This is a genomic window from Pseudomonas sp. PGPPP4 (genome assembly GCF_002256045.1).
Lineage (GTDB): Bacteria > Pseudomonadota > Gammaproteobacteria > Pseudomonadales > Pseudomonadaceae > Chryseomonas > Chryseomonas oryzihabitans.
Map to the genome: position 1 here is coordinate 325,258 of NZ_NKID01000002.1, position 23,219 is coordinate 348,476.

Consider the following 23,219-nt stretch of genomic DNA (forward strand, 5'->3'; position numbering starts at 1 on the left):
GGATCTCAGTAATGAACAAGCAAAACCACAAGAATCGTCCGGGGCGCGCACTGCCCCTGGTGTCGCTGCTGGCCCTGGCGGTCGCCGCGGGTGCCCAGGCGGCGCCCCAGGCCAATCCGGGCGGCAACTTCAGTGGCGTCAACAACACCGAGGCCGCCTTCGAGCCGCTGGGCAACACCATGACCGGTGACTGGGGTGGCGTGCGCAAGGACCTGCGCGACAAGGGCTGGGACATCAAGCTCGAATACGTCGGCGAGGGCGCGACCAACCTGCGTGGCGGCTACGACGACGACCGCACCGGGCGCTGGAGCTCCCAGTACATGTTCGGCCTCTGGGGCGACATGAACAAGATCGCCGGCTGGGAGAACTCGGTGTTCAAGCTGGCCATCACCTCCCGTGACGGCCGCAACCTGACCGACGACCGCATCACCGATCCGCGCGTCGGCGGCTACTCCTCGGTGCAGGAAGTCTATGGCCGTGGCCAGACCTGGCGTCTGACCCAGCTGTGGCTGTCCAAGGGCTTCTTCGATGGCCGCCTGGACATCAAGGCCGGTCGCTTCGGCGAAGGCGAGGACTTCAACTCCTTCGAGTGCGACTTCCAGAACCTGGCGTTCTGCGGCTCCCAGGTCGGTAACTGGGAAGGTGTCTGGTACAACTGGCCGGTCAGCCAGTGGGCCCTGCGCGTCAAGTACAGCCTGACCCCCGAGCTGTTCGTCCAGGTCGGCGCCTACGAGCAGAATCCGTCGCTGCTGGAAACCGGCAACGGCTTCAAGCTCAACGGCAGCGGTACTAAGGGTGCGGTCCTGCCGGTGGAAATGGTCTGGTCGCCCAAGGTCAACGGCCTGCCGGGCGAATACCGCGTCGGCTACTACTACAGCACCGCCGATGCCAACGACGTCTACGAAGACGTCAACGGCAACTCCGCCGCCCTCACCGGGCTGGATTACAAGGAGCACTCCAGCAAGCACGGCTACTGGGTCGTGGCGCGTCAGCAGATCACCGCGCACAACGATGACCCGAGTCGCGGCCTGTCGGTCTTCGCCAACTTCACCGCCCATGCCAAGGACGTCAACAAGGTCAGCAACTACGTCCAGGCCGGCCTGGTGTACAAGGGTCCCTTCGACGGTCGTCCCAAGGATGACATCGGCTTCGGCGTCGCGCGCATCAGCACCAACAGCGACTTCCGCGACAACCAGCGCGCCCTCAACCAGGCCGCCGGTGCCACCGACTACGACGATCCGGCCTACACGCCCCTGCAGCACAACGAGTACGACGCCGAGCTTTACTACGGCGTGCACGTGACCAACTGGCTGACCGTGCGCCCCAACATCCAGTACATCAAGAGCCCGGGTGGCGTGCGTGAAGTCGACAATGCCGTGGTCGGCGGCCTGAAGGTTCAAGCGGTTTTCTAAATCGCCCCCATAGCCCGCCATCCTGCCGGATGGCGCTGGACAGGGCCCTGCAGTGGTTATACTGCAGGGCCTTTTTCATTTCCGAGGTTGCCGTGGGTAAGGTCGAAAGTCCCTGCATCAGCCAGTGCAAGATCAAGGACGAAGTCTGCCAGGGATGTGGCCGCAAACGCTCAGAGATCAAGGGGTGGAAGGAGTTGAAGGACAAGGAGCGCAAGGAAGTCATCGACAAGTCCAGGAAGCGCCTGAAGAAGCTCAAGAAGGGCTGATGCGTTTCTGACGGCGCCGTAGGTTGGTCTGAGCGCCGCGAAGCTCGACAATGCCGGGCCGCGTGCCTTATGCGAGTGCCGGCTGATCGCGGCCATGGGCCGCTCCTACAGCACAGGCCAAATTATAGGAGCGGCCGCATCGGCGGACCGCCATGGCCGCGATAAAGACATCTAGCCCAGGTCGAGCCCGCGCTGTTGGAGCTGAACCCCTACTCGGACAGCCCCCTCTCCCTTGGGGAGAGGGTTGGGGGTGAGGGCGCCCCTCGCCATCAACCCCCCTTGCGGAAAAGGCTGTGCCGTCTCCACGCTACGTATCTATGCGTACGGAGCCTGCCTGTAGGAGCGGCCCATGGCCGCGCTCTCACGCACGGCTAATCCCCAATCACGGCTCAACCCACCTCATCCAGCAATCCCATGAACGCCTGCGCCGCGTTCGAATGGGTGCGCTCGGTATGCAGGATGTACCCCAGCCGGCGTTCCAGCTGTATCCCCGGCAGCGGCAGGCGGCGCACCTGGTCGTCCAGCAGGGTGCGCGGCAGCACGCTCCAGGCCAGGCCAATGGACACCAGCATCTTGATGGTCTCCAGGTAATTGGTGCTCATGGCGATATTGGGCGTCAGGCCCTGGGCATCGAACAGCCCATGCACGATCAGCCGGGTAAAGGTGTTGCCACCGGGAAATACCGCCGGATGCCGCGCCACGTCGGCCAGAGTGACCTCTGCCTGGTTCGCCAGCGGATGTTCGGGCGCCGCGACGAAATCCAGGGGATCGCTCCACACCGGCACCGCCTTGATCGGCGCCGCGGTCTGGGGTGCCAGGGTGATGATCGCCAACTCCACCCGCCCATGCAGGATCTCGTCGTAGGCCGCTTCCGAATCGAGAAAGCGGATATCCAGGGCGACGTCGGGATAGTCCCGGGTGAAGCGCCTGAGGATCGGCGGCAGTCGGTGCAGGCCGATGTGGTGACTGGTCGCCAGCGTCAGCCGCCCGCCAATGGCACCATTGAGATTGGTCAGGGCGCGCCGGGTGTCATCGATCACGCCTAGAATCTGATAGGCGCGGGGGAGCAGGGCGCGTCCCGCCTCGGTCAGGCTGACCTCGCGGCCGATGCGATCGAACAGCCGCAGCCCCAGCTGCGACTCCAGGGCGGCGATGCGCTTGCTCACCGCCGGCTGGGTCAGGTGCAGCCGCTCGCCCGCATCGGAAAAGCCGCCGGTTTCGGCCACCGCGACGAAGGCATTCAGATTGGCGAGGTCCAAGACATCGGATTCCTGTTGGTTATGCGCTTCATGAAAAAGATGAATTTGTTTCATGCGAGCCTAGCGCGGTATCTTTGACCCCACAAGCACCAAGGGCATGCAAAGGCCCGTGCCGTTCCACGCCTGATGAGGAATCGATCCATGGCTGGCAAGACGCTCTACGACAAACTCTGGGATATGCACCTGGTCAAGCAGCGCGATGACGGTTCTGCGCTGCTCTACATCGACCGCCACATCATCCACGAAGTGACCTCGCCCCAGGCTTTCGAAGGCCTGCGTCTGGCCGGCCGCAAGCCCTGGCGTCTGGACGCCAACCTGGCGACCCCCGATCACAACGTGCCGACCACCCCCGATCGCAAGGAAGGCCTCGATTCCATCAAGGACGAGATCTCGCGCATCCAGGTCCGCACCCTGGACGAGAATTGCGACGACTTCGGCGTCACCCAGTTCAAGATGAACGACGTCCGCCAGGGCATCGTCCACGTGATCGGCCCGGAGCAGGGCGCCGTGCTGCCCGGCATGACCGTGGTCTGCGGTGACTCCCACACCTCCACCAACGGCGCCTTCGGTGCCCTGGCCCATGGCATCGGCACCTCCGAGGTCGAGCACGTGCTCGCCACCCAGTGCCTGGTGGCCAAGAAGATGAAAAACATGTTGGTGAAGGTGGAGGGTGAATTGCCCTTCGGCGTCACCGCCAAGGACATCGTGCTCGCCGTCATCGGCAAGATCGGCACCGCCGGCGGAAACGGCCATGCCATCGAATTCGCCGGCAGCGCCATCCGCGCCCTGTCTATGGAAGGCCGCATGACCATCTGCAACATGTCCATCGAGGCCGGTGCCCGGGTCGGCATGGTCGCGGTGGACCAGACCACCATCGACTACGTCGAGGGCCGTCCCTTCGCGCCCACCGGCGCCGTCTGGGAGGCCGCCGTCGCCCAGTGGCGCGGCCTGGTGTCCGATGCCGATGCCCACTTCGACACCGTGGTCGAACTCGACGCCGCCCAGCTCAAGCCGCAGGTCAGCTGGGGCACCTCGCCGGAGATGGTCCTGGCCGTCGACCAGCAGGTACCGGACCCGGCTCGCGAAGCCGATCCGGTCAAGCGCGGTTCCATCGAGCGCGCCCTGAAGTACATGGGTCTCAAGGCCAACCAGCCGATCACCGACATCGTGCTGGACCGCGTCTTCATCGGCTCCTGCACCAACTCCCGTATCGAGGACCTGCGCGCCGCCGCCGCCGTGGCCAAGGGCCGCAAGGTCGCCGCCACCCTCAAGCAGGCGCTGGTGGTGCCGGGCTCCGGCCTGGTCAAGGCCCAGGCCGAGCGTGAAGGCCTGGACAAGGTGTTCATCGAAGCCGGTTTCGAATGGCGCGAGCCGGGCTGCTCCATGTGCCTGGCGATGAACGCCGACCGCCTGGAGAGTGGCGAGCACTGCGCCTCCACCTCCAACCGCAACTTCGAAGGCCGTCAGGGCGCCGGTGGCCGTACCCACCTGGTGAGCCCGGCGATGGCCGCCGCCGCCGCCATCGCCGGTCGTTTCGTCGACGTCCGCGACTTCGCCAACGCCTGAGGAGCCTGACCATGCAAGCCTATACCCAGCACACCGGTTTGGTCGCACCCCTGGATCGCGCCAACGTCGACACCGACCAGATCATTCCCAAGCAATTCTTGAAGTCGATCAAGCGCACCGGCTTCGGCCCCAACCTGTTCGACGAGTGGCGCTACCTGGACGTCGGCCAGCCCGGCCAGGACCACAGCAAGCGTCCGCTGAATCCCGAGTTCGTGCTCAACCAGCCGCGCTACCAGGGCGCCAGCATCCTCCTGGCCCGCGAGAACTTCGGCTGCGGTTCCAGCCGCGAGCACGCCCCCTGGGCGCTGGATGGCTACGGCTTCCGCTCGGTGATCGCGCCGAGCTTCGCCGACATCTTCTTCAACAACAGCTTCAAGAATGGCCTGTTGCCGATCATCCTCAGCGATGCCGACGTCGACGAGCTGTTCCGCCAGGTCGAAGCCAGCGAGGGCTACCAGCTGGTGGTCGATCTCGAGAGCCAGACCGTGCGCCGTCCCGATGGCGTGGCGCTGTCCTTCGAGATCGATGCCTTCCGCAAGCACTGCCTGCTCAATGGCCTAGACGACATCGGCCTGACCCTGCAGGATGCCGACGCCATCGCGAGTTTCGAAGACCGCTATCGCCAGAGCAGTCCCTGGATGTTCCCCAGCGCCTGAACCCAGTCGCCGGCCCGCGCGGTCGGCGCTCTTTCCGGAGGCTCCATGAGCGGTGACCACGAGCAACACGTACAGCAGCAATTCGGCGCCACCGCCGAGGCCTATCTGACCAGTGCCGTCCATGCCCAGGGCGCCGAGCTCCTCGAACTGCGCGACGCCGTGGCCCAGCGCGAAGGCGCCAAGGTGCTGGATCTCGGCTGCGGTGGCGGTCACGTCAGCTACAACGTGGCGCCGGTGGCCGGGCAGGTGGTCGCCCTGGACCTGGCCGAGGAAATGCTCTCGGTGGTCAAGCGCAGCGCGGCCGAGCAGGGCCTGGACAACATCAGCGTCCAGCCCGGCATGGCCGAGCACCTGCCGTTTGGCGACGCCAGCTTCGACTTTGTCTTCAGCCGCTATTCGGCGCACCACTGGCGCGACATCGGCGCCGCCCTGCGCGAAGTGCGCCGGGTGCTGCGCCATGGCGGCGAGATGGCCATCATCGACGTGATCTCTCCGGCCAACCCGCGGCTGGATACCTACCTGCAGACGGTGGAGATCCTGCGCGACATCAGCCATGTGCGTGACTACTCCTTCGCCGAATGGCACCGCCTGCTGGACATGGCGCGCCTGGGGGTGACCCGTTGCCGCCGCCAGCGTCTGCGCCTGGATTTCGCCAGCTGGACTGAGCGGATGCGCACCCCCGAGCCGCAATGCCAGGCCATCCGCAGCCTGCAGAGCAAGATCGGCCAGGAAGTGCGCCAGTATTTCGAAATCGACCGCGACGGCTCCTTCACCGTCGACGTCATGGTTCTCTGGGCCCAGCCCATCTGATTTGGAACAGGAAAAGACAATGAGCAAGCAGATCCTCATCCTGCCGGGCGACGGCATCGGTCCGGAAATCATGGCCGAGGCGGTCAAGGTGCTGGAAGCGGTCAACCGCGACCATGACCTCGGCTTCGAACTGGTCCATGACGACCTGGGCGGCGCCGCCATCGACCGTTACGGAGTGCCCCTGGCCGATGAGACCCTCGAGCGTGCCCGCGCCGCCGACGCCGTGCTGCTGGGCGCCGTGGGTGGTCCCAAGTGGGACAAGCTCGAGCGCGACATCCGTCCCGAGCGCGGCCTGCTGAAGATCCGTTCCGCCCTGGGCCTGTTCGGCAACCTGCGTCCGGCCATCCTCTATCCGCAACTGGCCGAGGCCTCGACCCTCAAGCCGGAAGTGGTCTCCGGCCTGGACATCCTCATCGTCCGCGAGCTGACCGGTGGCATCTACTTCGGCTCGCCGCGCGAGACCCGGGTGCTGGAGAACGGCGAGCGCCTGGCTTTCGATACCCTGCCGTACAGCGAAGGCGAGATCCGCCGCATCGCCCGGGTCGGCTTCGACATGGCCCGTCTGCGTGGCAAGAAGCTGTGCTCGGTGGACAAGGCCAACGTCCTCGAATCCAGCCGCCTGTGGCGCGAAGTGGTGGAGGAGGTGGCCAAGGACTATCCGGACGTGGAACTCAGCCACATGTACGTCGACAACGCCGCCATGCAGCTGGTCCGCGCGCCCAAGCAGTTCGACGTCATCGTCACCGACAACATGTTCGGCGACATCCTCTCCGACGAGGCCTCGATGCTGACCGGTTCCATCGGCATGCTGCCCTCGGCGTCCCTGGATGCCAACAACAAGGGCATGTACGAACCCTGCCACGGCTCGGCGCCCGACATCGCCGGCCAGGGCGTTGCCAACCCGCTGGCCACCATCCTCTCGGTGGCCATGATGCTCAGATACACCTTTGGCGCCGCCGCGGCGGCCGAGGCCATCGAGGCGGCGGTGGGCCAGGTGCTGGACCAGGGCCTGCGGACCGGCGACATCTGGTCGAAAGGCAAGCAGCGGGTCGGTACCCGCGAGATGGGCGAAGCAGTAGTGGCGGCGCTCGTAAGACGTTAGGCTCTGCCTGAAAGGTGCCTGCGCTCGGCCAAGCAGCGTTGAAAACCAGCTCGGAATGCTCATTTACGCGGTGTAAACTGCGCTTCCTCGCTGATTTTCGCCTTGCCTGACCGTCGCTCGGCGACTTTTCATGCAGGCCAATCTGATCGGCCGCCAGGGGAGGCGGCCGTCCTCAAGACAACAAAGGTGCAGTAGCGATGAAACGTGTAGGTCTGATCGGTTGGCGTGGCATGGTGGGCTCCGTGCTCATGCAGCGCATGCTCGAAGAGCGGGATTTCGACTTGATCGAGCCCGTGTTCTTCACCACCTCCAACGTCGGCGGCGAAGGCCCGGCCATTGGCAAGGGCGTGGCGCCGCTCAAGGATGCCTACAGCATCGACGAGCTCAAGACCCTCGACGTCATCCTCACCTGCCAGGGCGGCGACTACACCAGCGAGGTGTTCCCCAAGCTGCGCCAGGCCGGATGGAAAGGCTACTGGATCGACGCGGCCTCCAGCCTGCGCATGCAGGATGACGCCGTCATCGTGCTGGACCCGGTCAACCGCCGCGTCATCGACCAGGCCCTGGCCGATGGCCGCAAGGACTTCATCGGCGGCAACTGCACCGTCAGCCTGATGCTGATGGCCCTGGGCGGCCTGTTCGAAGCCGGTCTGGTGGACTGGATGAGCGCCATGACCTACCAGGCCGCCTCCGGCGCCGGTGCGCAGAACATGCGCGAGCTGATCCGTCAGATGGGCGCGACCCACGCCGCCGTCGCCGACAGCCTGGCCGATCCGGCCAGCGCCATCCTCGACATCGATCGCCAGGTCGCCGAGACCCTGCGCAGCGACGCCTTCCCCACCGAGCAGTTCGGCGTTCCCCTGGCCGGCAGCCTGATCCCCTGGATCGACAAGGAACTGCCCAACGGGCAGAGCCGCGAGGAATGGAAGGCCCAGGCCGAGACCAACAAGATCCTCGGTCGCTTCAAGAACCCCATTCCGGTGGATGGCATCTGCGTGCGCATCGGCTCCATGCGCTGCCACAGCCAGGCGCTGACCATCAAGCTCAACAAGGACGTGCCGCTGTCCGACATCCACGGCCTGATCAGCCAGCACAACCCCTGGGTCAAGCTGGTGCCGAACAACCGTGACGTCAGCATGCGCGACCTGACCCCGGCTGCCGTCACCGGCACCCTGAGCGTGCCGGTCGGCCGCCTGCGCAAGCTGAACATGGGCTCCCAGTACCTGGGCGCCTTCACCGTGGGCGACCAGCTGCTGTGGGGCGCCGCGGAGCCGCTGCGGCGCATGCTGCGGATCCTGCTGGAACAGTAGGGCGACGGCTAAACGTTTGCCTAGGAAGGAGGGCCGCCAGTAAAGTGCGGCCCTCTTTCGTTGCGGACGTCCCATCATGACTGCCAGAGATATCGCCCTCGTCGGCGCCACCAGCGCCTACGGCGAAGCCATTCGTGAACTCCTCGACGAGCGCGACGTGCCCCTCGGGCGGCTGCACCTGCTCGCCAGCGGTGAGTCGGCGGGGCAGAATCTGCCCTTCCGAGGCAGCAACCTGCGCGTCACCGGGCTCGAAGGCTTCGATTTCGCCCAGGTCGGCATCGCCATCCTCGCCGTGCCCGCCGCCGTGGTGGAAAGCCTGAGGCCGCAACTGGCCGCCGCCGGTTGCGCGGTGCTCGATCTCAGCGGCGCCTCCGCCGCGCTGTCCGTACTGCCGCGCATCAATGGCGAACGCCTGGACGGCCTCGCGGCGAACGCCTGGCTCGGCGTGCCCCTGGCGGCTGCCCAGGCCGCCGCCAGCGTGGCCGCCGTGCTGGCCCGCCTGAATGCGCTCACCGATGCGTCCCTGACCGCCTGCCTGGCGGCCTCCGGCGCCGGCCGTGGCGGGGTCGAGGAATTGGCGCGGCAGGCCACCGAATTGCTCAATGGTCGCCCGGTGGAAGCCCGGCTGTTCGAAGGCCAGCTGGCCTTCAATCTGCTCGGTCGCACCGGTGCACCGGCCGCGGATGGCTATACTGCCCAGGAACATCGCCTGCTGGACGAATGTCAGCAGGTGCTGGGAGCGACCTTGCCGGTGCTGGATGTCACGGCCCTGCAGGCCCCGGTCTTCTTTGGCGACAGCCTGGCGTTGAGTCTGAGAGGCAAGGAGCTATGGCAGCTGGAGCAGGTGCTCGAGGCCCTGGGTGACGAGCCGGGTCTGGCGCTCGACGAAGACGTCGATTGTCCGTCGGCGGTCGGCGATGCCCTGGGGCGGGAAGAGGTGCTGGTGGGGCGGGTACGGCGGCATCCGCGGGATGCGCGTCGGCTGGAATGCTGGCTGGTGGCGGACAATGTCAGATTGTCGGCACTGACGGCCGTTCAGCTGGCCGAATTGTTGCTTAAACAGTCGGCCTAAAAGATACTTCGTGAAATGCTTCGCCCTTTTGGCTTGAGTAAAAGGGCAGTGGACGTGGCACGCAGCGATGGACACAGGCGCCCGCACGGTGGCGCGATCGACAGCTTCTAAAAAGGGACGGTCATGGTTCGAGTTCAGAAACTGGTGCGGGCAATTGCAGCGGCGAGCGCCTTGATGTCTGGCGCGGCCCAGGCGCTCAGCCTGGGGGAGATCCATCTCAACTCCGCCCTCAATCAGCCCTTCGATGCCACCATCGATCTGTCGGACCTGCGTGACCTCGGCACCGCCGACTTGCGCCCCAATCTGGCGTCCGTCGAAGAGTTCGGCAAGGCCGGCGTCGACCGTGCCTTCTTTCTCAACGACCTCAAGTTCACCCCGGAGGTGCGCAACGGGCGCACCGTCATCCGCGTGACCTCGGCGCGCCCGGTGCGCGAGCCCTATCTCAACTTCCTGCTGGAAGTGAACTGGCCCAGCGGCCGCATCCTGCGCGAGTACACCGTGCTGCTGGATCCGCCGCTCTATACCCCACAGGCCGCCGCCGCGCCTTTCGCACCCCAGGTCCCGGCCACGCCGCGTGCGCGCACCAACCCGCCGAGCGCAGCGCGTCCGGCCACGCCGCCGGCCGCGCCAGCACCGAGCGCGACCCAGACGCCCGGCACCTACACCACCGAGCCGCGCGACACCCTCTGGGAAGTGGCGGCGCGCAATCGCCCGGCCTCCAGCGTCAGCGTCGACCAGACCATGCTGGCGATCCAGGATCTGAATCCCGACGCCTTCATCGATCGCAACATCAATCTGATGAAGAGCGGACAGGTGCTGCGCCTGCCCGATCAGGCCCAGGCCGGTACGCGACCCCAGCGCGAGGCGGTCGCCGAGATCGCTCGCCAGACCCGTGCCTGGAAGCAGGGCGGTACCGGCGCGCCAGCCGGCACGCCGCGCCGTCAGGTGGATGCCTCTGCCCAGCCGAGCGGCAACGAGGCGCCGGCCGCTGCCGCCCCCAGGGACAATCTCAAGCTGCTCTCCGGTCAGCCGGCCGGGCGCGCGGGCGAGTCCGCCGGTGGCAAGGGCGGTGACCAGTCCCTCGCCGATCGCCTGGCGGTGACCCAGGAAAGCCTGGACACCACCCGCCGAGAGAACGAAGAGCTCAAGAGCCGCCTGGGCGATCTGCAGTCGCAACTCGACAAGCTGCAGAAGATCATGCAGCTCAAGGATGCCCAGCTGGCGCGGATGCAGGCCAACATGGCCAATCCGCAGGCTGCGGGCCAGCCGGCCCAGCCGCCGGCGACCCCGGAAGCCGCGGCGCCGGTCGCGCCCGCGCCGACCGAGAACACCGCCACGTCGGCACCCCAGGAACCGGCGGCAGCGACCCCGGCCACGCCGGTCGAGGCCACCCCTGCGCCCGCCACCACGCCGCCCGCCAGCGAGGCGGGTACCGGCTCGGCGCCGCCCGCGGCCAGCGAGCCCAAGGTCATTCCGGTCACGCCGAGCACCCCGGCCACCGAGCCGACCGAGGCCACCAACAGTTTCCTCGACGAGATCCTCAGCAATCCGCTGTGGCTGGGCATCATCGGCGGCAGCGCGTTACTGGCGCTGCTGGTGCTGCTGATGATCAACTCGCGCCGCAATGCCGTGAAGGAGGCCGAGCGTGAGCGCGACGCCGAAGCCGCGCGCAGCGATACGGTGTTCGACGCCGATCCCGAACTCGGTGATCACCACGCGCTCGCCGGCCTGGAATTGAACCAGGGTACCCAGGACGCCGCACGAGACGCCGATGCCCAGGACGATGCCCTCGGTCAGGCCGACATCTACATGGCCTATGGTCGCTTCAGCCAGGCGGCCGAGGTGCTCAAGAAGGCCAGCGACCAGGAGCCCCATCGCGCCGATCTGCGCCTCAAGCTCATGGAAGTCTATGCCGAGATGGGCGACAAGGACGGCTTCCAGCGCGAAGAGCGTGAACTCAAGGAGATCGGCGGCGCCCAGCCGGCGGTCGAGCACCTGAAATCGCGCTATCCGGCCATGGCCACCGTCGCGGTAGCCTCCGCTGCGGTCGGCGCGGCTGCCCTGGCCGCCGCCCACGAACTGAGCGAGGAGCAATCCCGCAACCAGGGCTTCTCGGCCACCGAGGACAGCCAGGACTTCGATCTGTCCCTGGATGACTTCGGCAGCGAGGATACCCAGGGTCATCAGCCTGCCGGTCCGGCCGAGGAGCCGCTGTTCGGCGAGGCCTTCGCCGATGCCCAGGCCAAGGCGGCCGACCCGCGCGACGATTTCGACTTCGATCTCAATTTCGATGCCGAACCCGCGGCCACCCCGGCGGCGACTCCCGCCGCCAAGGACGACGACTTCGCTCTGGACTTCAGCGAATTCGAACGGCAGGGCGACCTGGCGCACGAAGAACCCCTGGCGGATTCCAGTGCCGGCTCGGCCTTCGACGAGCCGCTGGCGCCGCCGGCGACCTCGACAGCCGACGCCGAATTGCCCGCGAGTTTCGATCTGTCCGACTTCGACGACGAGCAGCCGGCGCCCAAGCGCGAAAGCGACGAGGAATTCGCCGCCCGCCTGCAGGAGGCCTCCCGCCAGTTCGATGCGGAGACCACCAGCGGCACCACCGGGGGCGACGGTCTGGACGACTTCGACTTCCTGTCCGGCGAAGACGAGACCGCCACCAAGCTGGACTTGGCGCGTGCCTACATCGACATGGGCGATCCGGAAGGTGCCCGGGACATCCTCGACGAGGTGCTGGCCGAGGGCAACGCCGGGCAACAGCAGGAAGCGCGCGAGATCATCGCCCAGCTCAGCTAGGGCTGGCCGGACTTGGCAGAGAAGGGGAGGCGCTATAAGCTGCCTCCCCTTTTTTTCGCCTGGCCGTCGCCTTGGATTTTCTAGACCCCACCATCATCGTCCCGCCGCAGCGCATCGCGCTCGGCGTCGAGTACAAGGGCGCCCGCTATCGCGGCTGGCAGCGCCAGCAGCCGGGCGTGCGCTCCGTTCAGGAGACCCTGGAAGACGCCCTGTCCGAGGTCGCCGCGGCGCCCATCGCGCTGCATTGCGCCGGGCGTACCGACTGTGGCGTGCACGCCACCGGCCAGGTGGTGCATTTCGAATCCCCGGTCGCGCGGCCACTCAAGGCCTGGGTGATGGGCACCAACGCCAATCTGCCGTCCGACATCAGCGTCACCTGGGTCAAGCCGGTCAGCAACGAATTCCATGCCCGTTTCAGCGCCATGGCGCGGCGTTACCGCTATGTGATCTACAACGATCCGATCCGGCCTGCGCACCTGGCGGAAGAGGTCACCTGGAATCACCGACCACTGCGCATCGAGCCCATGCGCGAGGCAGCCCAGGTGCTGCTCGGTACCCATGATTTCACCTCCTTCCGGGCCAAGGCCTGCCAGGCCAAGTCGGCGATCAAGACCATCCATCACCTGCGCCTCTGGCAGAGCGGGCGGCTGATCGTCCTGGACATCCGCGCCAATGCCTTCCTGCATCACATGGTGCGCAACATCGCCGGGGTGCTGATGGCGGTGGGCTGTGGCGAGCGACCGGTGGAGTGGGTCGCCGAGGTCCTGGCGGCGCGGGAGCGGCGCCTGGGTGGCGTCACCGCCCATCCCTACGGCCTCTACCTGGTAGACGCCGAGTATCCCGAGAGCACGCCCGTGCCCAAGCGGCCGCTGGGTCCGCTGTTCCTGGGGCATATCCCCGAGCTGGATGACCCCCAAGGCTGACGCTGCGCGGGTGGTCTGCTAACATCCATCGATTTGGAACGAGGTCATTCCAGTTTGGCTAACGTTCGAGTGAAGATCTGCGGGGTCACCCGGGTGGAGGATGCGCTGGCCGCCGCGGCCGCTGGCGCCGATGCCATCGGCCTGGTGTTCTATGAGCGCAGCCCGCGGGCGGTGAGCGCTGCCCAGGCGCGCCAGATCGTCGCGGCGCTGCCGCCCTTCGTCACCAGTGTCGGGCTCTTTGTCGATGCCTCGCCCTGCGAGATCGAGGAGACGCTGGACGCCGTGCCCCTGGACCTCCTGCAATTCCACGGCGACGAGACCCCGGCGCAGTGCGCCCGTTATCGCCGTCCCTATATCAAGGCCCTGCGCATGCGCGAGGACATCGACCTCGCCGCCACTGCCCGGGACTATGCCGGCGCCCGCGGGCTGCTGCTCGATACCTACGTCGCCGGCGTACCCGGAGGGACCGGTCAGGCCTTCGACTGGACGCGGGTACCCCGGGATCTGCCGCTGCCGCTGATCGTGGCCGGTGGACTGGATGCTGGTAACGTCGCCACCGCTATCGCTGCGTCCCGCGCCTATGGCGTGGACGTGAGCGGCGGCGTAGAGCAGGCCAAGGGCATCAAGGATGCCGCCGAGATCGCGCGTTTCGTGGCGGCCGTGCGGGGTGCGCCGGTCGCCTGATGTGACCCTCGTCGGGTGGTTGCCGTCCACACCTGCGACATATTCAAGCAGATCCGCCCTGGCGGGCCTGCCGTCCGACTCCCAGGGAGTCGGCATGAGACAACAGCGTAGCGGCCCGGGCAACAGCGGGCGCTGCCGAACCTATTACAGATGCTCAAGGAAGGCGCGGCCGCGGTCGCGCTGGGAGCCCATGCAAGTGGAGAGAGATGCATGAGCAATTGGCTGGTCGACAAACTGATTCCTTCCATCATGCGGTCCGAGGTGAAGCGCAGTTCGGTGCCGGAAGGTCTTTGGCACAAGTGTCCGGCCTGCGAAGCGGTCCTCTACCGTCCGGAGCTGGAAAAGAATCTGGACGTGTGCCTGAAGTGCGGTCACCACATGCGCATCAACGCGCGGCGCCGCCTGGACATCTTCCTCGACGCCGAGGGTCGTGAAGAGCTGGGCACCGAGCTGGAGCCGGTGGACCGCCTGAAATTCCGCGACAGCAAGAAATACAAGGACCGTTTCACCGCGGCGCAAAAGGAAACCGGCGAAAAAGACGCCCTGATCTCCATGCGCGGCACCCTCAAGGGCATGCCGGTAGCGGTCTGCGCCTTCGAATTCTCCTTCATGGGCGGCTCCATGGGCGCCGTGGTCGGCGAGCGCTTCGTGCGCGCGGCCAACGTGGCCCTGGAAGAGCGTTGCCCGCTGATCTGCTTTTCCGCCTCGGGCGGTGCGCGGATGCAGGAAGCCCTGATCTCGCTGATGCAGATGGCCAAGACCTCCGCGGTGCTGGCCCGTCTGCGCGAAGAGGGCATCCCCTTCATCTCGGTGCTGACCGACCCGGTCTATGGTGGCGTCTCCGCCAGTCTGGCGATGCTGGGCGACGTCATCGTCGCCGAGCCCAAGGCGCTGATCGGCTTTGCCGGTCCGCGCGTGATCGAGCAGACCGTGCGCGAAAAGCTGCCGGAAGGCTTCCAGCGCAGCGAATTCCTGCTGGAGCACGGCGCCGTCGACATCATCGTCTCGCGCAAGGAATTGCGTGATCGCCTGGCGCGTCTGCTGGCGACCTTCCAGCACCAGCCGGTACCGGCGGCCTGATGGCTTCGCGCAGCCTCGCGCAGTGGCTGGCCTATCTCGAGCAGCTGCATCCGTCGGCGATCGACATGGGCCTGGACCGGGTGCGCGAGGTCGCGCAGCGGCTGGGGTTGACCCGGCCGGCCCCGCGGGTGGTGACCGTGACCGGCACCAACGGCAAGGGCTCCACCTGCGCCTTTCTCGCCAGCCTGCTGCGCGCCAGCGGACAGCGGGTCGGCGTCTATGCCTCGCCGCATCTGGTGCGCTACAACGAGCGCGTCGATGTGGACGGCACCCTGGCCAGCGATGGCGATCTGTGCACCGCCTTCGCCGCGGTGGAAGCCGCCCGGGGCGAGATCAGCCTGACCTATTTCGAAGTGGGTACCCTGGCGGCCTTCTGGCTGTTCGAGCGTGCCCGGCTGGACGTCGCCGTCCTTGAGGTCGGTCTGGGCGGGCGTCTGGACGCGGTCAATCTGATCGGCGCCGATCTGGCGCTGGTCACCAGCATCGGCCTGGATCATGCCGAATGGCTGGGTGACACCCGCGAAAGCGTGGCCGTGGAAAAGGCCGGTATCTTCCGCGCCGGCAAGCCGGCGCTCTGTGGTGATCTGGAGCCGCCCGCGCCGCTGATCCAAACCGCCGAGCGCCTGGGTGCTCCCTTGCTGCTGCGCGGCGAAGCCTTCGATCTGCAGATCGAGAGCGCCGGCTGGTTCTGGCGTGGGCGCGATGCCCAGGGCAACGCCCTGGCGCTGCCCGGTCTGCCATTGCTCGACCTGCCCATGGAAAATGCCGCCCTGGCCTTGCAGGCCTACGCCTTGCTCGACCAGCCCTGGCTGCCGGAGCAGATCGCCGCGGCCCTGCAGGCGACGCGCATGACCGGACGACTCGATCGCCGCCAGGTCGAGTGGGCAGGGGAGACCCGTAGCGTCCTGCTGGACGTGGCCCATAATCCCCATGCCGCCGAGTACCTGGCCCGGCGCCTGGCCATGAAGCCGATCGCCGGCGTGCGTCGCGCGGTGTTCGGCGTCCTGGCCGACAAGGACCTGGACGGCATCCTGGCGCCCCTGGAGGGCCTGTTCGCCAGCTGGGCTGTCGCGACCCTGCCGACCCCGCGCAGTCGCGACGGTGCCGAGGTGGCCGCACTGCTGGCCGCACGCGGTGTCCAGGCCGAGGCCCATGCCTCCCTGCTGGCCGCCTTCGAGGCGCAACTGGTCGCCAGTGCGGCCGACGACCAGGTGGTCGTGTTCGGCTCCTTCTACAGCGTCGCCGAGGTGCTCGCGCAGCTCTCTTCCCCATCCGAATCCGCGGAGGCATAACCCATGCTCAAGCAAAGAGTCATCGGAGCGCTGGTGCTGCTGGCGCTGATCATCATCTTCGTGCCCATGCTCTTCAATCGCCAGGACGACGCCCGCAAGGTGGCGGTCGAGGCGCCGCCCCAGCCGGCCGCACCCACGGTGCCCGCGACCGAGGTGCAGCCGGTACAGACGCCCGAGGCGCCGCCCGTGGTGGTGGTGCCGGACGAGCCGGCCAAGCCGCTCGGCAAGCCGCAGACCCCCATTGCCGGTACCGCCGGCCAGGCGCCGACGCAGAATGCGCCGGTAAGTCCCGCGCCTGCCCAATCCCAGCCTGCCGCGCCGGTCGCCAAGGCGCCCGCCACCCCTGCACCCGTCGCAAGCGCGCCGGCAGCACCCTCAGCTACACCGGCGCCGGCGGCCAAGCCGGACTCGCGGCTGGGCGCGGCCAATCTGCCCAACAGCTGGTCGGTCCAGCTCGCCAGCCTGTCGTCCCGGCCCAGCGCCGACGCCCTGCAGGCCAAGCTGCGCAGCCAGGGCTACAACGCCTATGTGCGCACCGCCGACGGCATGAATCGCGTCTTCGTCGGGCCGGTGATAGAGCGCAGCGAGGCGGATCGGCTGCGCGACCAGCTCAACAAGCAGAATGGCGTCAAGGGTTTCGTCGTGCGCTTTCAGCCGGAGCGCGGTTAACCCGGTCACAAGGCTCTGCTAGAATGCAGGGCCTTTTTGTAAGTGGACCTTGCCGTGGGCTTCACCTGGGTGGACTGGGCGATCGTCGCCGTTGTCATCGTTTCCAGCCTGATCAGTCTCAGGCGCGGCTTCGTCAAGGAAGCGTTGTCACTGGCCACCTGGATCGTTGCCGGGGGCGTGGCCTGGGTCTTCGGTGGGGCACTGTCCACCTATCTGGTCGACTATATTCAGGTGCCGTCCGGGCGAGTGATCGCCGCCTGTGTCATTCTTTTCGTGCTGACGCTGCTGGTGGGTGCCCTGGTTAGCTTCTTGCTTGGCGAACTGATCCGCGTCACCGGATTGTCGGGCACCGATCGCTTTCTCGGCATGGCCTTTGGCGCCGCCCGCGGTGCCTTGCTGATCACCGTGGCCGTGGGGCTGTTGAGCCTGGGGCCGGTCCAGCAGGATGGCTGGTGGCAGCAGTCGGTGCTGGTTCCACATTTTCTGCTGGTGGCCGATTGGTCGAAGAATCTGCTGTTGGGCTTTGCCGGCCAGTGGCTGGGCGCGACGCCCATGCCCAGTCTGCAACTGCTGCCGCAGCTGGGGCCCAAGGCTCCTTGAACGCTTTTCCAGGCCTCGCCTTGCGGGGTCATCCTGCGATGGTCCGCCGTCGCATCACTTGAAACAGTGGGGTCGCGTCACATGTGTGGCATCGTAGGTATCGTGGGCAAGACGAACGTCAACCAGTCTTTGTACGACGCGCTCACCGTCCTTCAACATCGCGGTCAGGATGCCGCCGGTATCGTCACCAGCCTGGACGGTAAACTCTTCCTGCGCAAAGACAACGGCCTGGTCCGCGACGTCTTCCAGCAGCGGCACATGCAGCACCTGGTCGGCCATATGGGCATCGCCCACGTGCGCTATCCCACCGCCGGCAGCTCCAGCTCCGCCGAGGCGCAGCCGTTCTACGTCAACTCGCCCTATGGCATCACCCTGGCGCACAACGGCAACCTGACCAACGTCGAGCAGCTGTCCCGCGAGATCTACGAATCCGATCTGCGCCACGTCAACACCACCTCCGATTCCGAGGTGCTGCTCAATGTCTTCGCCCACGAGCTGGCGGTGCGCAACAAGCTGCAGCCGACCGAGGACGACGTCTTCGCCGCGGTCTCCGAGGTCCATGAGCGCTGCCGTGGCGGCTATGCCGTGGTGGCCATGGTCACCGGCTACGGCATCGTCGGCTTCCGCGATCCCAACGCCATCCGTCCCATCGTCTTCGGCCAGCGTCACACCGAATACGGCGTGGAATACATGATCGCCTCCGAGAGCGTCGCCCTCGACGTGCTCGGCTTCACCCTGATCCGCGATCTGGAGCCGGGCGAGGCGGTGTACATCACCGAAGACGGTCGTCTCTACACCCGCCAGTGCGCGCAGAATCCGCAATACGCGCCCTGCATCTTCGAGCACGTCTACCTGGCGCGTCCGGATTCCATCATCGATGGCATCTCGGTGTACAAGGCACGCCTGCGCATGGGCGAGAAGCTCGCCGAGAAGATCCAGCGCGAGCGCCCCGAGCACGACATCGACGTGGTCATCCCGATTCCGGACACCAGCCGCACCGCGGCGCTGGAGCTGGCCAACCACCTGGGCGTCAAGTTCCGCGAGGGCTTCGTCAAGAACCGTTACATCGGCCGGACCTTCATCATGCCCGGCCAGGCCGCGCGCAAGAAGTCGGTGCGCCAGAAGCTCAACGCCATCGAACTTGAGTTCCGCGGCAAGAACGTGATGCTGGTGGACGATTCCATCGTCCGCGGCACCACCTGCAAGCAGATCATCCAGATGGCCCGCGAAGCCGGCGCCAAGAAGGTCTATTTCTGCTCGGCGGCCCCGGCGGTGCGCTTCCCCAACGTCTACGGCATCGACATGCCCAGCGTGCACGAGCTGATCGCCCACGGCCGCACCACCGAGGAAGTCGGCGAGCTGATCGGCGCCGACTGGCTGATCTATCAGGATCTGCAGGACCTGCAGGAAGCCGTGCGCACCCGCAAGGCACCCAAGGTCGAGCAGTTCGACTGCGCGGTGTTCGATGGCGAGTACATCACCGGCGACGTCGATGCCGCCTATCTGAATCGGATCGAGCAGGCGCGCAACGACGCGGCCAAGGTCAAGCACAAGGCGGTCAGCGCCATCATCGATCTCTACAACGACTAAGGAGCTGCACATGAGCCAAGACTGGGATGCCGGACGCCTGGACAGTGATCTCGAGGGCGCGGCCTTCGAGACCTTGGCGGTGCGGGCAGGGCAGCAGCGCTCGCCGGAAGGCGAGCATGGCGAAGCCCTGTTCCTGACCAGCAGCTACGTGTTCCGCACCGCCGCGGATGCCGCGGCGCGCTTCGCCGGCGAGGTGCCGGGCAACGTCTATTCGCGCTACACCAACCCCACCGTCCGTACCTTCGAGACCCGCATCGCGGCCCTGGAAGGCGCGGAGCAGGCGGTGGCCACCGCCTCGGGCATGTCGGCCATCCTGGCCATGGTCATGAGCCTGTGCAGCGCCGGCGACCACGTGCTGGTCTCGCGCAGCGTGTTCGGCTCGACCATCAGCCTGTTCGAGAAGTACTTCAAGCGCTTCGGCATCGAGGTGGACTATCCGCCGCTGGCCGAGCTGGACGCCTGGCAGGCCGCCTGCAAGCCCAACACCCGGCTGTTCTTCGTCGAGTCGCCGTCCAACCCCCTGGCCGAGCTGGTGGACATCGCCGCCCTGGCCGAGATCGCCCATGCCCAGGGCGCGCTGCTGGCGGTCGACAACTGCTTCTGCACCCCGGCGCTGCAGAAACCGCTGGCGCTGGGTGCCGACATCGTCATCCATTCGGCGACCAAGTACATCGACGGTCAGGGTCGTGGCATGGGCGGCGTGGTCGCCGGTCATGCCGAGCAGATGAAGGAGGTGGTGGGTTTCCTGCGTACCGCCGGTCCGACCCTGAGTCCCTTCAACGCCTGGCTGTTCCTCAAGGGTCTGGAGACGCTGAAGATCCGCATGCAGGCGCACAGCCAGACCGCGCTGGAGCTGGCGCGCTGGCTGGAAGGCCAGCCCGGCGTCGAGCGGGTCCATTACGCCGGCCTGGAAAGCCATCCGCAGCATGAACTGGCGTGCCGCCAGCAGTCGGCCTTTGGCGCCGTGGTGAGCTTCGAGGTGGCCGGTGGGCGCGACGCCGCCTGGCGCTTCATCGACGCCACCCGGATGATCTCCATCACCACCAACCTGGGCGATACCAAGACCACCATCGCCCACCCGGCGACGACCTCGCACGGGCGGCTGTCGCCGGCCGAGCGCGCCAATGCCGGGATCAGCGACAGCCTGATCCGCATCGCCGTGGGTCTCGAAGACCTGGGCGATCTGCGCCAGGACCTGGCCCGCGGACTGGCGGCGCTATGAGTCTGACGTTCGCACCGGTAGAGCTGCGCGTCGCCCTGGTCACCGGCGCGGCGCGTGGGATCGGGCTGGGTATCGCCGCCTGGCTGGTAGCCGAAGGCTGGCGGGTGGTGGTGGCCGACATCGAGCAGGAGCGCGGCGCCAAGGTGGCCGCCGCTCTGGGTGAGCGCGCCTGGTTCGTGGCCCTGGACGTGGCCGACGAGGCGCAGGTGGAAGCCGCCGTGGCCCAGGTGATCGGCCAGTTCGGTCGGCTGGACGCCCTGGTCAACAACGCCGGTCTCGCCACCGCTCAGGGTCAGCCGCTGGAAAGCCTGGCGCTGGCCGAATGGCGCAAGGTGCTCGGGGTGAATCTGGACGGCCCCATGCTGCTGGCCAAGCATTGCGCGCCCTATCTGCGCGAGCAGCAGGGCGCCATCGTCAACATCGCCTCGACCCGGGCACAGCAGTCCGAGCCCCACAGCGAGGCCTATGCCGCGAGCAAGGGCGGATTGCTGGCCCTGACCCATGCCCTGGCCATCAGCCTGGGCCCGGAAGTGCGGGTGAATGCCCTCTGCCCGGGCTGGATCGACGCGCGCGATGCCCATGTCCGTGAGGCCGAACCGCTGTCCGCCGCCGACCACGAGCAGCATCCGGTCGGACGGGTAGGGACAGTGGAAGACGTGGCGGCCTGCGTGGCCTGGCTGCTCGGCGGCAACGCCGGTTTCATCACCGGCGAGGCCATCACCCTGGACGGCGGCATGACCCGCAAGATGATCTACCTGGAATAGCGCCCGTAGAAAATAAAATTGGAAAAATCCTTGACGGATCAAGGGGCTACGAGGAGAATGCGCGTCACCCGAAGGGGATGGCTGATTAGCTCAGCTGGGAGAGCACCTGCATCACACGCAGGGGGTCGGCGGTTCGATCCCGTCATCAGCCACCAAACTCTTCGGGAAGTGTTCCGCAAGGTGCACGCAATGCGCGGCGGTAGTTCAGTCGGTTAGAATACCGGCCTGTCACGCCGGGGGTCGCGGGTTCGAGTCCCGTCCGCCGCGCCATACGAGTCGTTCCGGGTCCTCTGAACTGCCCGAACGACGCAAGAGAAGCTGCCCCAGGGCAGCTTTTTTTGTGCCTGGAGAAAAGGCTGGCCGATCCTTCGCGGACTGGCGCCGCTCTGGGGGCCAGCGCCGGCCCCGTTCAGATCACGAATTCCGCCACCACCTGGCGGAGACCGGCCGCCAGGCGCGATACTTCGTTGCTGGCGCTGGAGGTCTGGCTGGCGCCCGCGGCGGTCTGGTCGGAGAGGTCCTTGATGCTGATCAGCCCCCGGTCGATGTCCTTGGCCACCAGGGCCTGCTCTTCGGCGGCCGTGGCGATCAGCGCCGTGCGCTCGTCGATGCCGTTCATGGCCCCGGCGATGGCCAGCAGGGCACCATTGGCTTCCCGGGCAACCGCCAGGGATTGCTCGGCGGTCTGGCTGCTCTGCTGCATGGCCTTCACCGCGTCCGTCGAATCGTGCTGGATGGTGCCGATCATGGCTTCGATCTCCCGCGTCGACTGCTGGGTGCGGTGGGCGAGGGCGCGGACCTCATCCGCGACCACGGCGAAGCCGCGACCCTGATCGCCGGCGCGCGCCGCTTCGATGGCGGCATTGAGCGCCAGCAGATTGGTCTGCTCGGCGATGGCGCGAATGACGTCGACCACGTTGCTGATGGCCTGGGCGCGCCCCGACAGCGTCTGGATCTGGCCGCTGCTCTGATCGACCTGGCTGGCAAGTCGTTCGATGGCGGTCAGGGTCGCGGCCACGTGCTGCAGACCGGCCCGGGTGAGGGCGCTGCCTCGTTGCGAGGCGCCGGCGCTTTCCTCCGCATGGCGGGCCACCTCGTCCACCGCGGCGCTCATTTCCGTCACCGCGGTGGCCACCTGGCCGATCTCGTCGTTTTGCCTGAGCAGGCCGCGATTGCCAGCGTCGATCACCGCGGTCATCTCCTCGGCGGCGGCGGCCAGCTGACTGGAGCTGTCCGCCAGATGGGCCACGGTGTCCCGCAGATTGGCCTGCATGCCGGCCAGGGCGGTCAGCAGGCCGGCGGCCTCGTCGCGACCCGTGACCTGAATGTCTTCGGCAAGATCCTTGTTGGCGATCCGCTGGGCGATGCGCAGGGCTTCGCCGATGGGCAGGGTGATGCTGCGCGTCAGCAGGAAGGCCAGGGCGATGGTGGCCAGCAGGGTGGCGAGGATCAGTCCCACGACCCAGGCCAGGCCGTGGTCGTAGATCCGTCCCGCTTCGATGCCCGAGGCGACGGCGCCCCGGTCATTCAGCGCGGCCAGGTTTTCGATCTGCGTCTGCAACTGGTCGGCGGCCGCGCGCATGCCACCGTTGGCCAGGGCCTCGGCACCGGGCAGATCCCCCATCCGGTAAAGGGTCTCGAAGCTGTCCAGCAGGCCCAGATAAGCCGTGGCCCCGTCCTGTACCGCCTGGTACAGCCGCTGCTCCGCATCGCTGGACACCAGGGGTGCATAGTCCTTTACCCCGGTGGCGAAGCGGCTGCGCAGATCGACCAGGGCCGTGGCCATTTCCGGCTGGCGCGCGGGGTCCCGGGTGCCCAGGGCTCTCAGGCTTTCGAGGCGCAACCTGAGCAGCGCCGCGGTCATCTGGCCGGCCTGGCGAACGCTGGGCATCCAGTCCGTTTCCACCTCGATTTCCGACTGCCTAAGTTGCCGCATCTGGATCAGGGCGATAGCCCCGAGCGCGATGACGATTGCTACGATAACCGAGAAGGCCAAGGCCGACCGGCGACCCACCTTGAGTGTGCGCATCATCATGACAGTCACCGTGAGGGTAGCCCCGGCGGGACACCGGGTTGGAGTTGTGATGTGCATCACACGCTATAGGGGGTGGCTTAGCGGCGGCTTAAGGCCGAGCCGGCC

At 66.9% G+C, this 23,219-nt stretch carries 20 protein-coding genes, 2 tRNA genes and 1 pseudogene; 20 read left to right on the forward strand and 3 right to left on the reverse strand.

The genetic code is table 11. The features are described from left to right. The first annotated feature begins 11 nt into the window (after nt 1-11). Both CFE50_RS04355 and CFE50_RS04360 read left to right on the forward strand, forming a co-directional pair. Nucleotides 12-1,412 (forward strand): carbohydrate porin, encoded by a 1,401-nt coding sequence (locus tag CFE50_RS04355; RefSeq protein ID WP_007158670.1) that lies wholly within the window; start codon nt 12-14, stop codon nt 1,410-1,412. Nucleotides 1,413-1,504: 92 nt separating this feature from the next. Beyond that, nucleotides 1,505-1,678 (forward strand): DUF1289 domain-containing protein, encoded by a 174-nt coding sequence (locus CFE50_RS04360; RefSeq protein ID WP_007158669.1) that lies wholly within the window; start codon nt 1,505-1,507, stop codon nt 1,676-1,678. A 389-nt stretch (nt 1,679-2,067) separates the two neighbouring features. On the opposite strand, the gene CFE50_RS04365 is transcribed toward CFE50_RS04360, so the two are convergent. Next, nucleotides 2,068-2,937, reverse strand: coding sequence for a LysR family transcriptional regulator (locus CFE50_RS04365; RefSeq protein WP_286731542.1), 870 nt, complete (start codon nt 2,935-2,937; stop codon nt 2,068-2,070). Nucleotides 2,938-3,078: 141 nt separating this feature from the next. Here CFE50_RS04365 and leuC point away from each other — a divergent pair, with 141 nt between their 5' ends. The 18 genes from leuC (at nt 3,079) to CFE50_RS04455 (ending at nt 21,349) form a co-directional block, all read left to right on the forward strand. Next, nucleotides 3,079-4,503 carry a 3-isopropylmalate dehydratase large subunit gene (leuC, locus tag CFE50_RS04370; protein ID WP_027599662.1) on the forward strand — a complete coding sequence of 475 codons (1,425 nt, stop codon included), beginning with the start codon at nt 3,079-3,081 and terminating at the stop codon, nt 4,501-4,503. A gap of 11 nt (nt 4,504-4,514) precedes the next feature. Continuing rightward, a complete protein-coding gene (gene leuD, locus CFE50_RS04375; RefSeq protein ID WP_286731545.1) occupies nt 4,515-5,159 on the forward strand; it encodes a 3-isopropylmalate dehydratase small subunit in 645 nt (214 codons plus the stop codon). Nucleotides 5,160-5,204: 45 nt separating this feature from the next. Further along, a complete protein-coding gene (locus tag CFE50_RS04380) occupies nt 5,205-5,969 on the forward strand; it encodes a class I SAM-dependent methyltransferase (protein WP_241810024.1) in 765 nt (254 codons plus the stop codon). 19 nt (nt 5,970-5,988) lie between these two features. Next, nucleotides 5,989-7,071, forward strand: coding sequence for a 3-isopropylmalate dehydrogenase (gene leuB / locus CFE50_RS04385; protein ID WP_241810023.1), 1,083 nt, complete (start codon nt 5,989-5,991; stop codon nt 7,069-7,071). Nucleotides 7,072-7,268: 197 nt separating this feature from the next. After that, nucleotides 7,269-8,381 (forward strand): aspartate-semialdehyde dehydrogenase, encoded by a 1,113-nt coding sequence (gene asd, locus CFE50_RS04390; RefSeq protein WP_286731549.1) that lies wholly within the window; start codon nt 7,269-7,271, stop codon nt 8,379-8,381. Between the two features lie 76 nt (nt 8,382-8,457). After that, entirely contained in the window at nt 8,458-9,453 is a 996-nt protein-coding gene (locus CFE50_RS04395; RefSeq protein WP_286731551.1) for an aspartate-semialdehyde dehydrogenase, read from the forward strand. A 123-nt stretch (nt 9,454-9,576) separates the two neighbouring features. Then, complete coding sequence (locus CFE50_RS04400; protein WP_286731553.1) at nt 9,577-12,255, forward strand: motility hub landmark protein FimV; 2,679 nt, start codon at nt 9,577-9,579, stop codon at nt 12,253-12,255. A gap of 71 nt (nt 12,256-12,326) precedes the next feature. After that, entirely contained in the window at nt 12,327-13,178 is an 852-nt protein-coding gene (truA, locus tag CFE50_RS04405) for a tRNA pseudouridine(38-40) synthase TruA (protein WP_007158660.1), read from the forward strand. A gap of 54 nt (nt 13,179-13,232) precedes the next feature. Then, nucleotides 13,233-13,862 carry a phosphoribosylanthranilate isomerase gene (locus tag CFE50_RS04410; RefSeq protein ID WP_241810020.1) on the forward strand — a complete coding sequence of 210 codons (630 nt, stop codon included), beginning with the start codon at nt 13,233-13,235 and terminating at the stop codon, nt 13,860-13,862. Between the two features lie 210 nt (nt 13,863-14,072). Then, a complete protein-coding gene (accD, locus tag CFE50_RS04415; protein ID WP_007158658.1) occupies nt 14,073-14,942 on the forward strand; it encodes an acetyl-CoA carboxylase, carboxyltransferase subunit beta in 870 nt (289 codons plus the stop codon). Further along, on the forward strand, nt 14,942-16,234 hold the full coding sequence (gene folC / locus CFE50_RS04420; protein ID WP_286731558.1) for a bifunctional tetrahydrofolate synthase/dihydrofolate synthase: 1,293 nt from the start codon (nt 14,942-14,944) through the stop codon (nt 16,232-16,234). Before accD ends, folC begins: the two co-directional genes overlap by 1 nt. A 3-nt stretch (nt 16,235-16,237) precedes the next feature. Beyond that, nucleotides 16,238-16,903: an SPOR domain-containing protein gene (locus tag CFE50_RS04425; protein ID WP_144958996.1), complete on the forward strand. Its 666-nt coding sequence runs from the start codon at nt 16,238-16,240 to the stop codon at nt 16,901-16,903. 54 nt (nt 16,904-16,957) lie between these two features. Further along, nucleotides 16,958-17,503, forward strand: a complete 546-nt coding sequence (locus tag CFE50_RS04430) for a CvpA family protein (protein ID WP_007158655.1) — start codon at nt 16,958-16,960, stop codon at nt 17,501-17,503. Nucleotides 17,504-17,584: 81 nt separating this feature from the next. Further along, the gene (purF, locus tag CFE50_RS04435; RefSeq protein ID WP_286731562.1) at nt 17,585-19,093 is read left to right on the forward strand and encodes an amidophosphoribosyltransferase; all 1,509 of its coding nucleotides are present in this window, start codon (nt 17,585-17,587) and stop codon (nt 19,091-19,093) included. A gap of 10 nt (nt 19,094-19,103) precedes the next feature. Continuing rightward, complete coding sequence (locus tag CFE50_RS04440) at nt 19,104-20,315, forward strand: O-succinylhomoserine sulfhydrylase (RefSeq protein WP_286731565.1); 1,212 nt, start codon at nt 19,104-19,106, stop codon at nt 20,313-20,315. Next, a complete protein-coding gene (locus CFE50_RS04445; protein WP_286731568.1) occupies nt 20,312-21,079 on the forward strand; it encodes an SDR family oxidoreductase in 768 nt (255 codons plus the stop codon). Before CFE50_RS04440 ends, CFE50_RS04445 begins: the two co-directional genes overlap by 4 nt. A gap of 79 nt (nt 21,080-21,158) precedes the next feature. After that, nucleotides 21,159-21,234 (forward strand) — tRNA-Val (locus tag CFE50_RS04450). Between the two features lie 38 nt (nt 21,235-21,272). Continuing rightward, nucleotides 21,273-21,349 (forward strand) — tRNA-Asp (locus tag CFE50_RS04455). A 139-nt stretch (nt 21,350-21,488) separates the two neighbouring features. On the opposite strand, the gene CFE50_RS22720 is transcribed toward CFE50_RS04455, so the two are convergent. Both CFE50_RS22720 and CFE50_RS22725 read right to left on the reverse strand, forming a co-directional pair. After that, nucleotides 21,489-22,352 carry a methyl-accepting chemotaxis protein gene (locus CFE50_RS22720; protein ID WP_502694679.1) on the reverse strand — a complete coding sequence of 288 codons (864 nt, stop codon included), beginning with the start codon at nt 22,350-22,352 and terminating at the stop codon, nt 21,489-21,491. Beyond that, a pseudogene (locus CFE50_RS22725) lies at nt 22,344-23,171 on the reverse strand (MCP four helix bundle domain-containing protein); the annotation flags it as partial. The pseudogene CFE50_RS22725 and the gene CFE50_RS22720, both read right to left, overlap by 9 nt. Between the last annotated feature and the right edge of the window lie 48 nt (nt 23,172-23,219).

Coding starts and splice junctions, on each gene's coding strand:
- CFE50_RS04445 (WP_286731568.1), top strand. CDS start 20,312: ATGAGTCTGACGTTCGCACCGGTAGAGCTGCGCGTCGCCCTGGTCACC.
- purF (WP_286731562.1), top strand. CDS start 17,585: ATGTGTGGCATCGTAGGTATCGTGGGCAAGACGAACGTCAACCAGTCT.
- folC (WP_286731558.1), top strand. CDS start 14,942: ATGGCTTCGCGCAGCCTCGCGCAGTGGCTGGCCTATCTCGAGCAGCTG.
- leuB (WP_241810023.1), top strand. CDS start 5,989: ATGAGCAAGCAGATCCTCATCCTGCCGGGCGACGGCATCGGTCCGGAA.
- leuC (WP_027599662.1), top strand. CDS start 3,079: ATGGCTGGCAAGACGCTCTACGACAAACTCTGGGATATGCACCTGGTC.
- CFE50_RS22720 (WP_502694679.1), bottom strand. CDS start 22,352: ATGCAGGCCAATCTGCGGGACACCGTGGCCCATCTGGCGGACAGCTCC.
- CFE50_RS04440 (WP_286731565.1), top strand. CDS start 19,104: ATGAGCCAAGACTGGGATGCCGGACGCCTGGACAGTGATCTCGAGGGC.
- CFE50_RS04400 (WP_286731553.1), top strand. CDS start 9,577: ATGGTTCGAGTTCAGAAACTGGTGCGGGCAATTGCAGCGGCGAGCGCC.
- accD (WP_007158658.1), top strand. CDS start 14,073: ATGAGCAATTGGCTGGTCGACAAACTGATTCCTTCCATCATGCGGTCC.
- CFE50_RS04425 (WP_144958996.1), top strand. CDS start 16,238: ATGCTCAAGCAAAGAGTCATCGGAGCGCTGGTGCTGCTGGCGCTGATC.
- CFE50_RS04380 (WP_241810024.1), top strand. CDS start 5,205: ATGAGCGGTGACCACGAGCAACACGTACAGCAGCAATTCGGCGCCACC.
- leuD (WP_286731545.1), top strand. CDS start 4,515: ATGCAAGCCTATACCCAGCACACCGGTTTGGTCGCACCCCTGGATCGC.
- CFE50_RS04395 (WP_286731551.1), top strand. CDS start 8,458: ATGACTGCCAGAGATATCGCCCTCGTCGGCGCCACCAGCGCCTACGGC.
- asd (WP_286731549.1), top strand. CDS start 7,269: ATGAAACGTGTAGGTCTGATCGGTTGGCGTGGCATGGTGGGCTCCGTG.
- CFE50_RS04355 (WP_007158670.1), top strand. CDS start 12: ATGAACAAGCAAAACCACAAGAATCGTCCGGGGCGCGCACTGCCCCTG.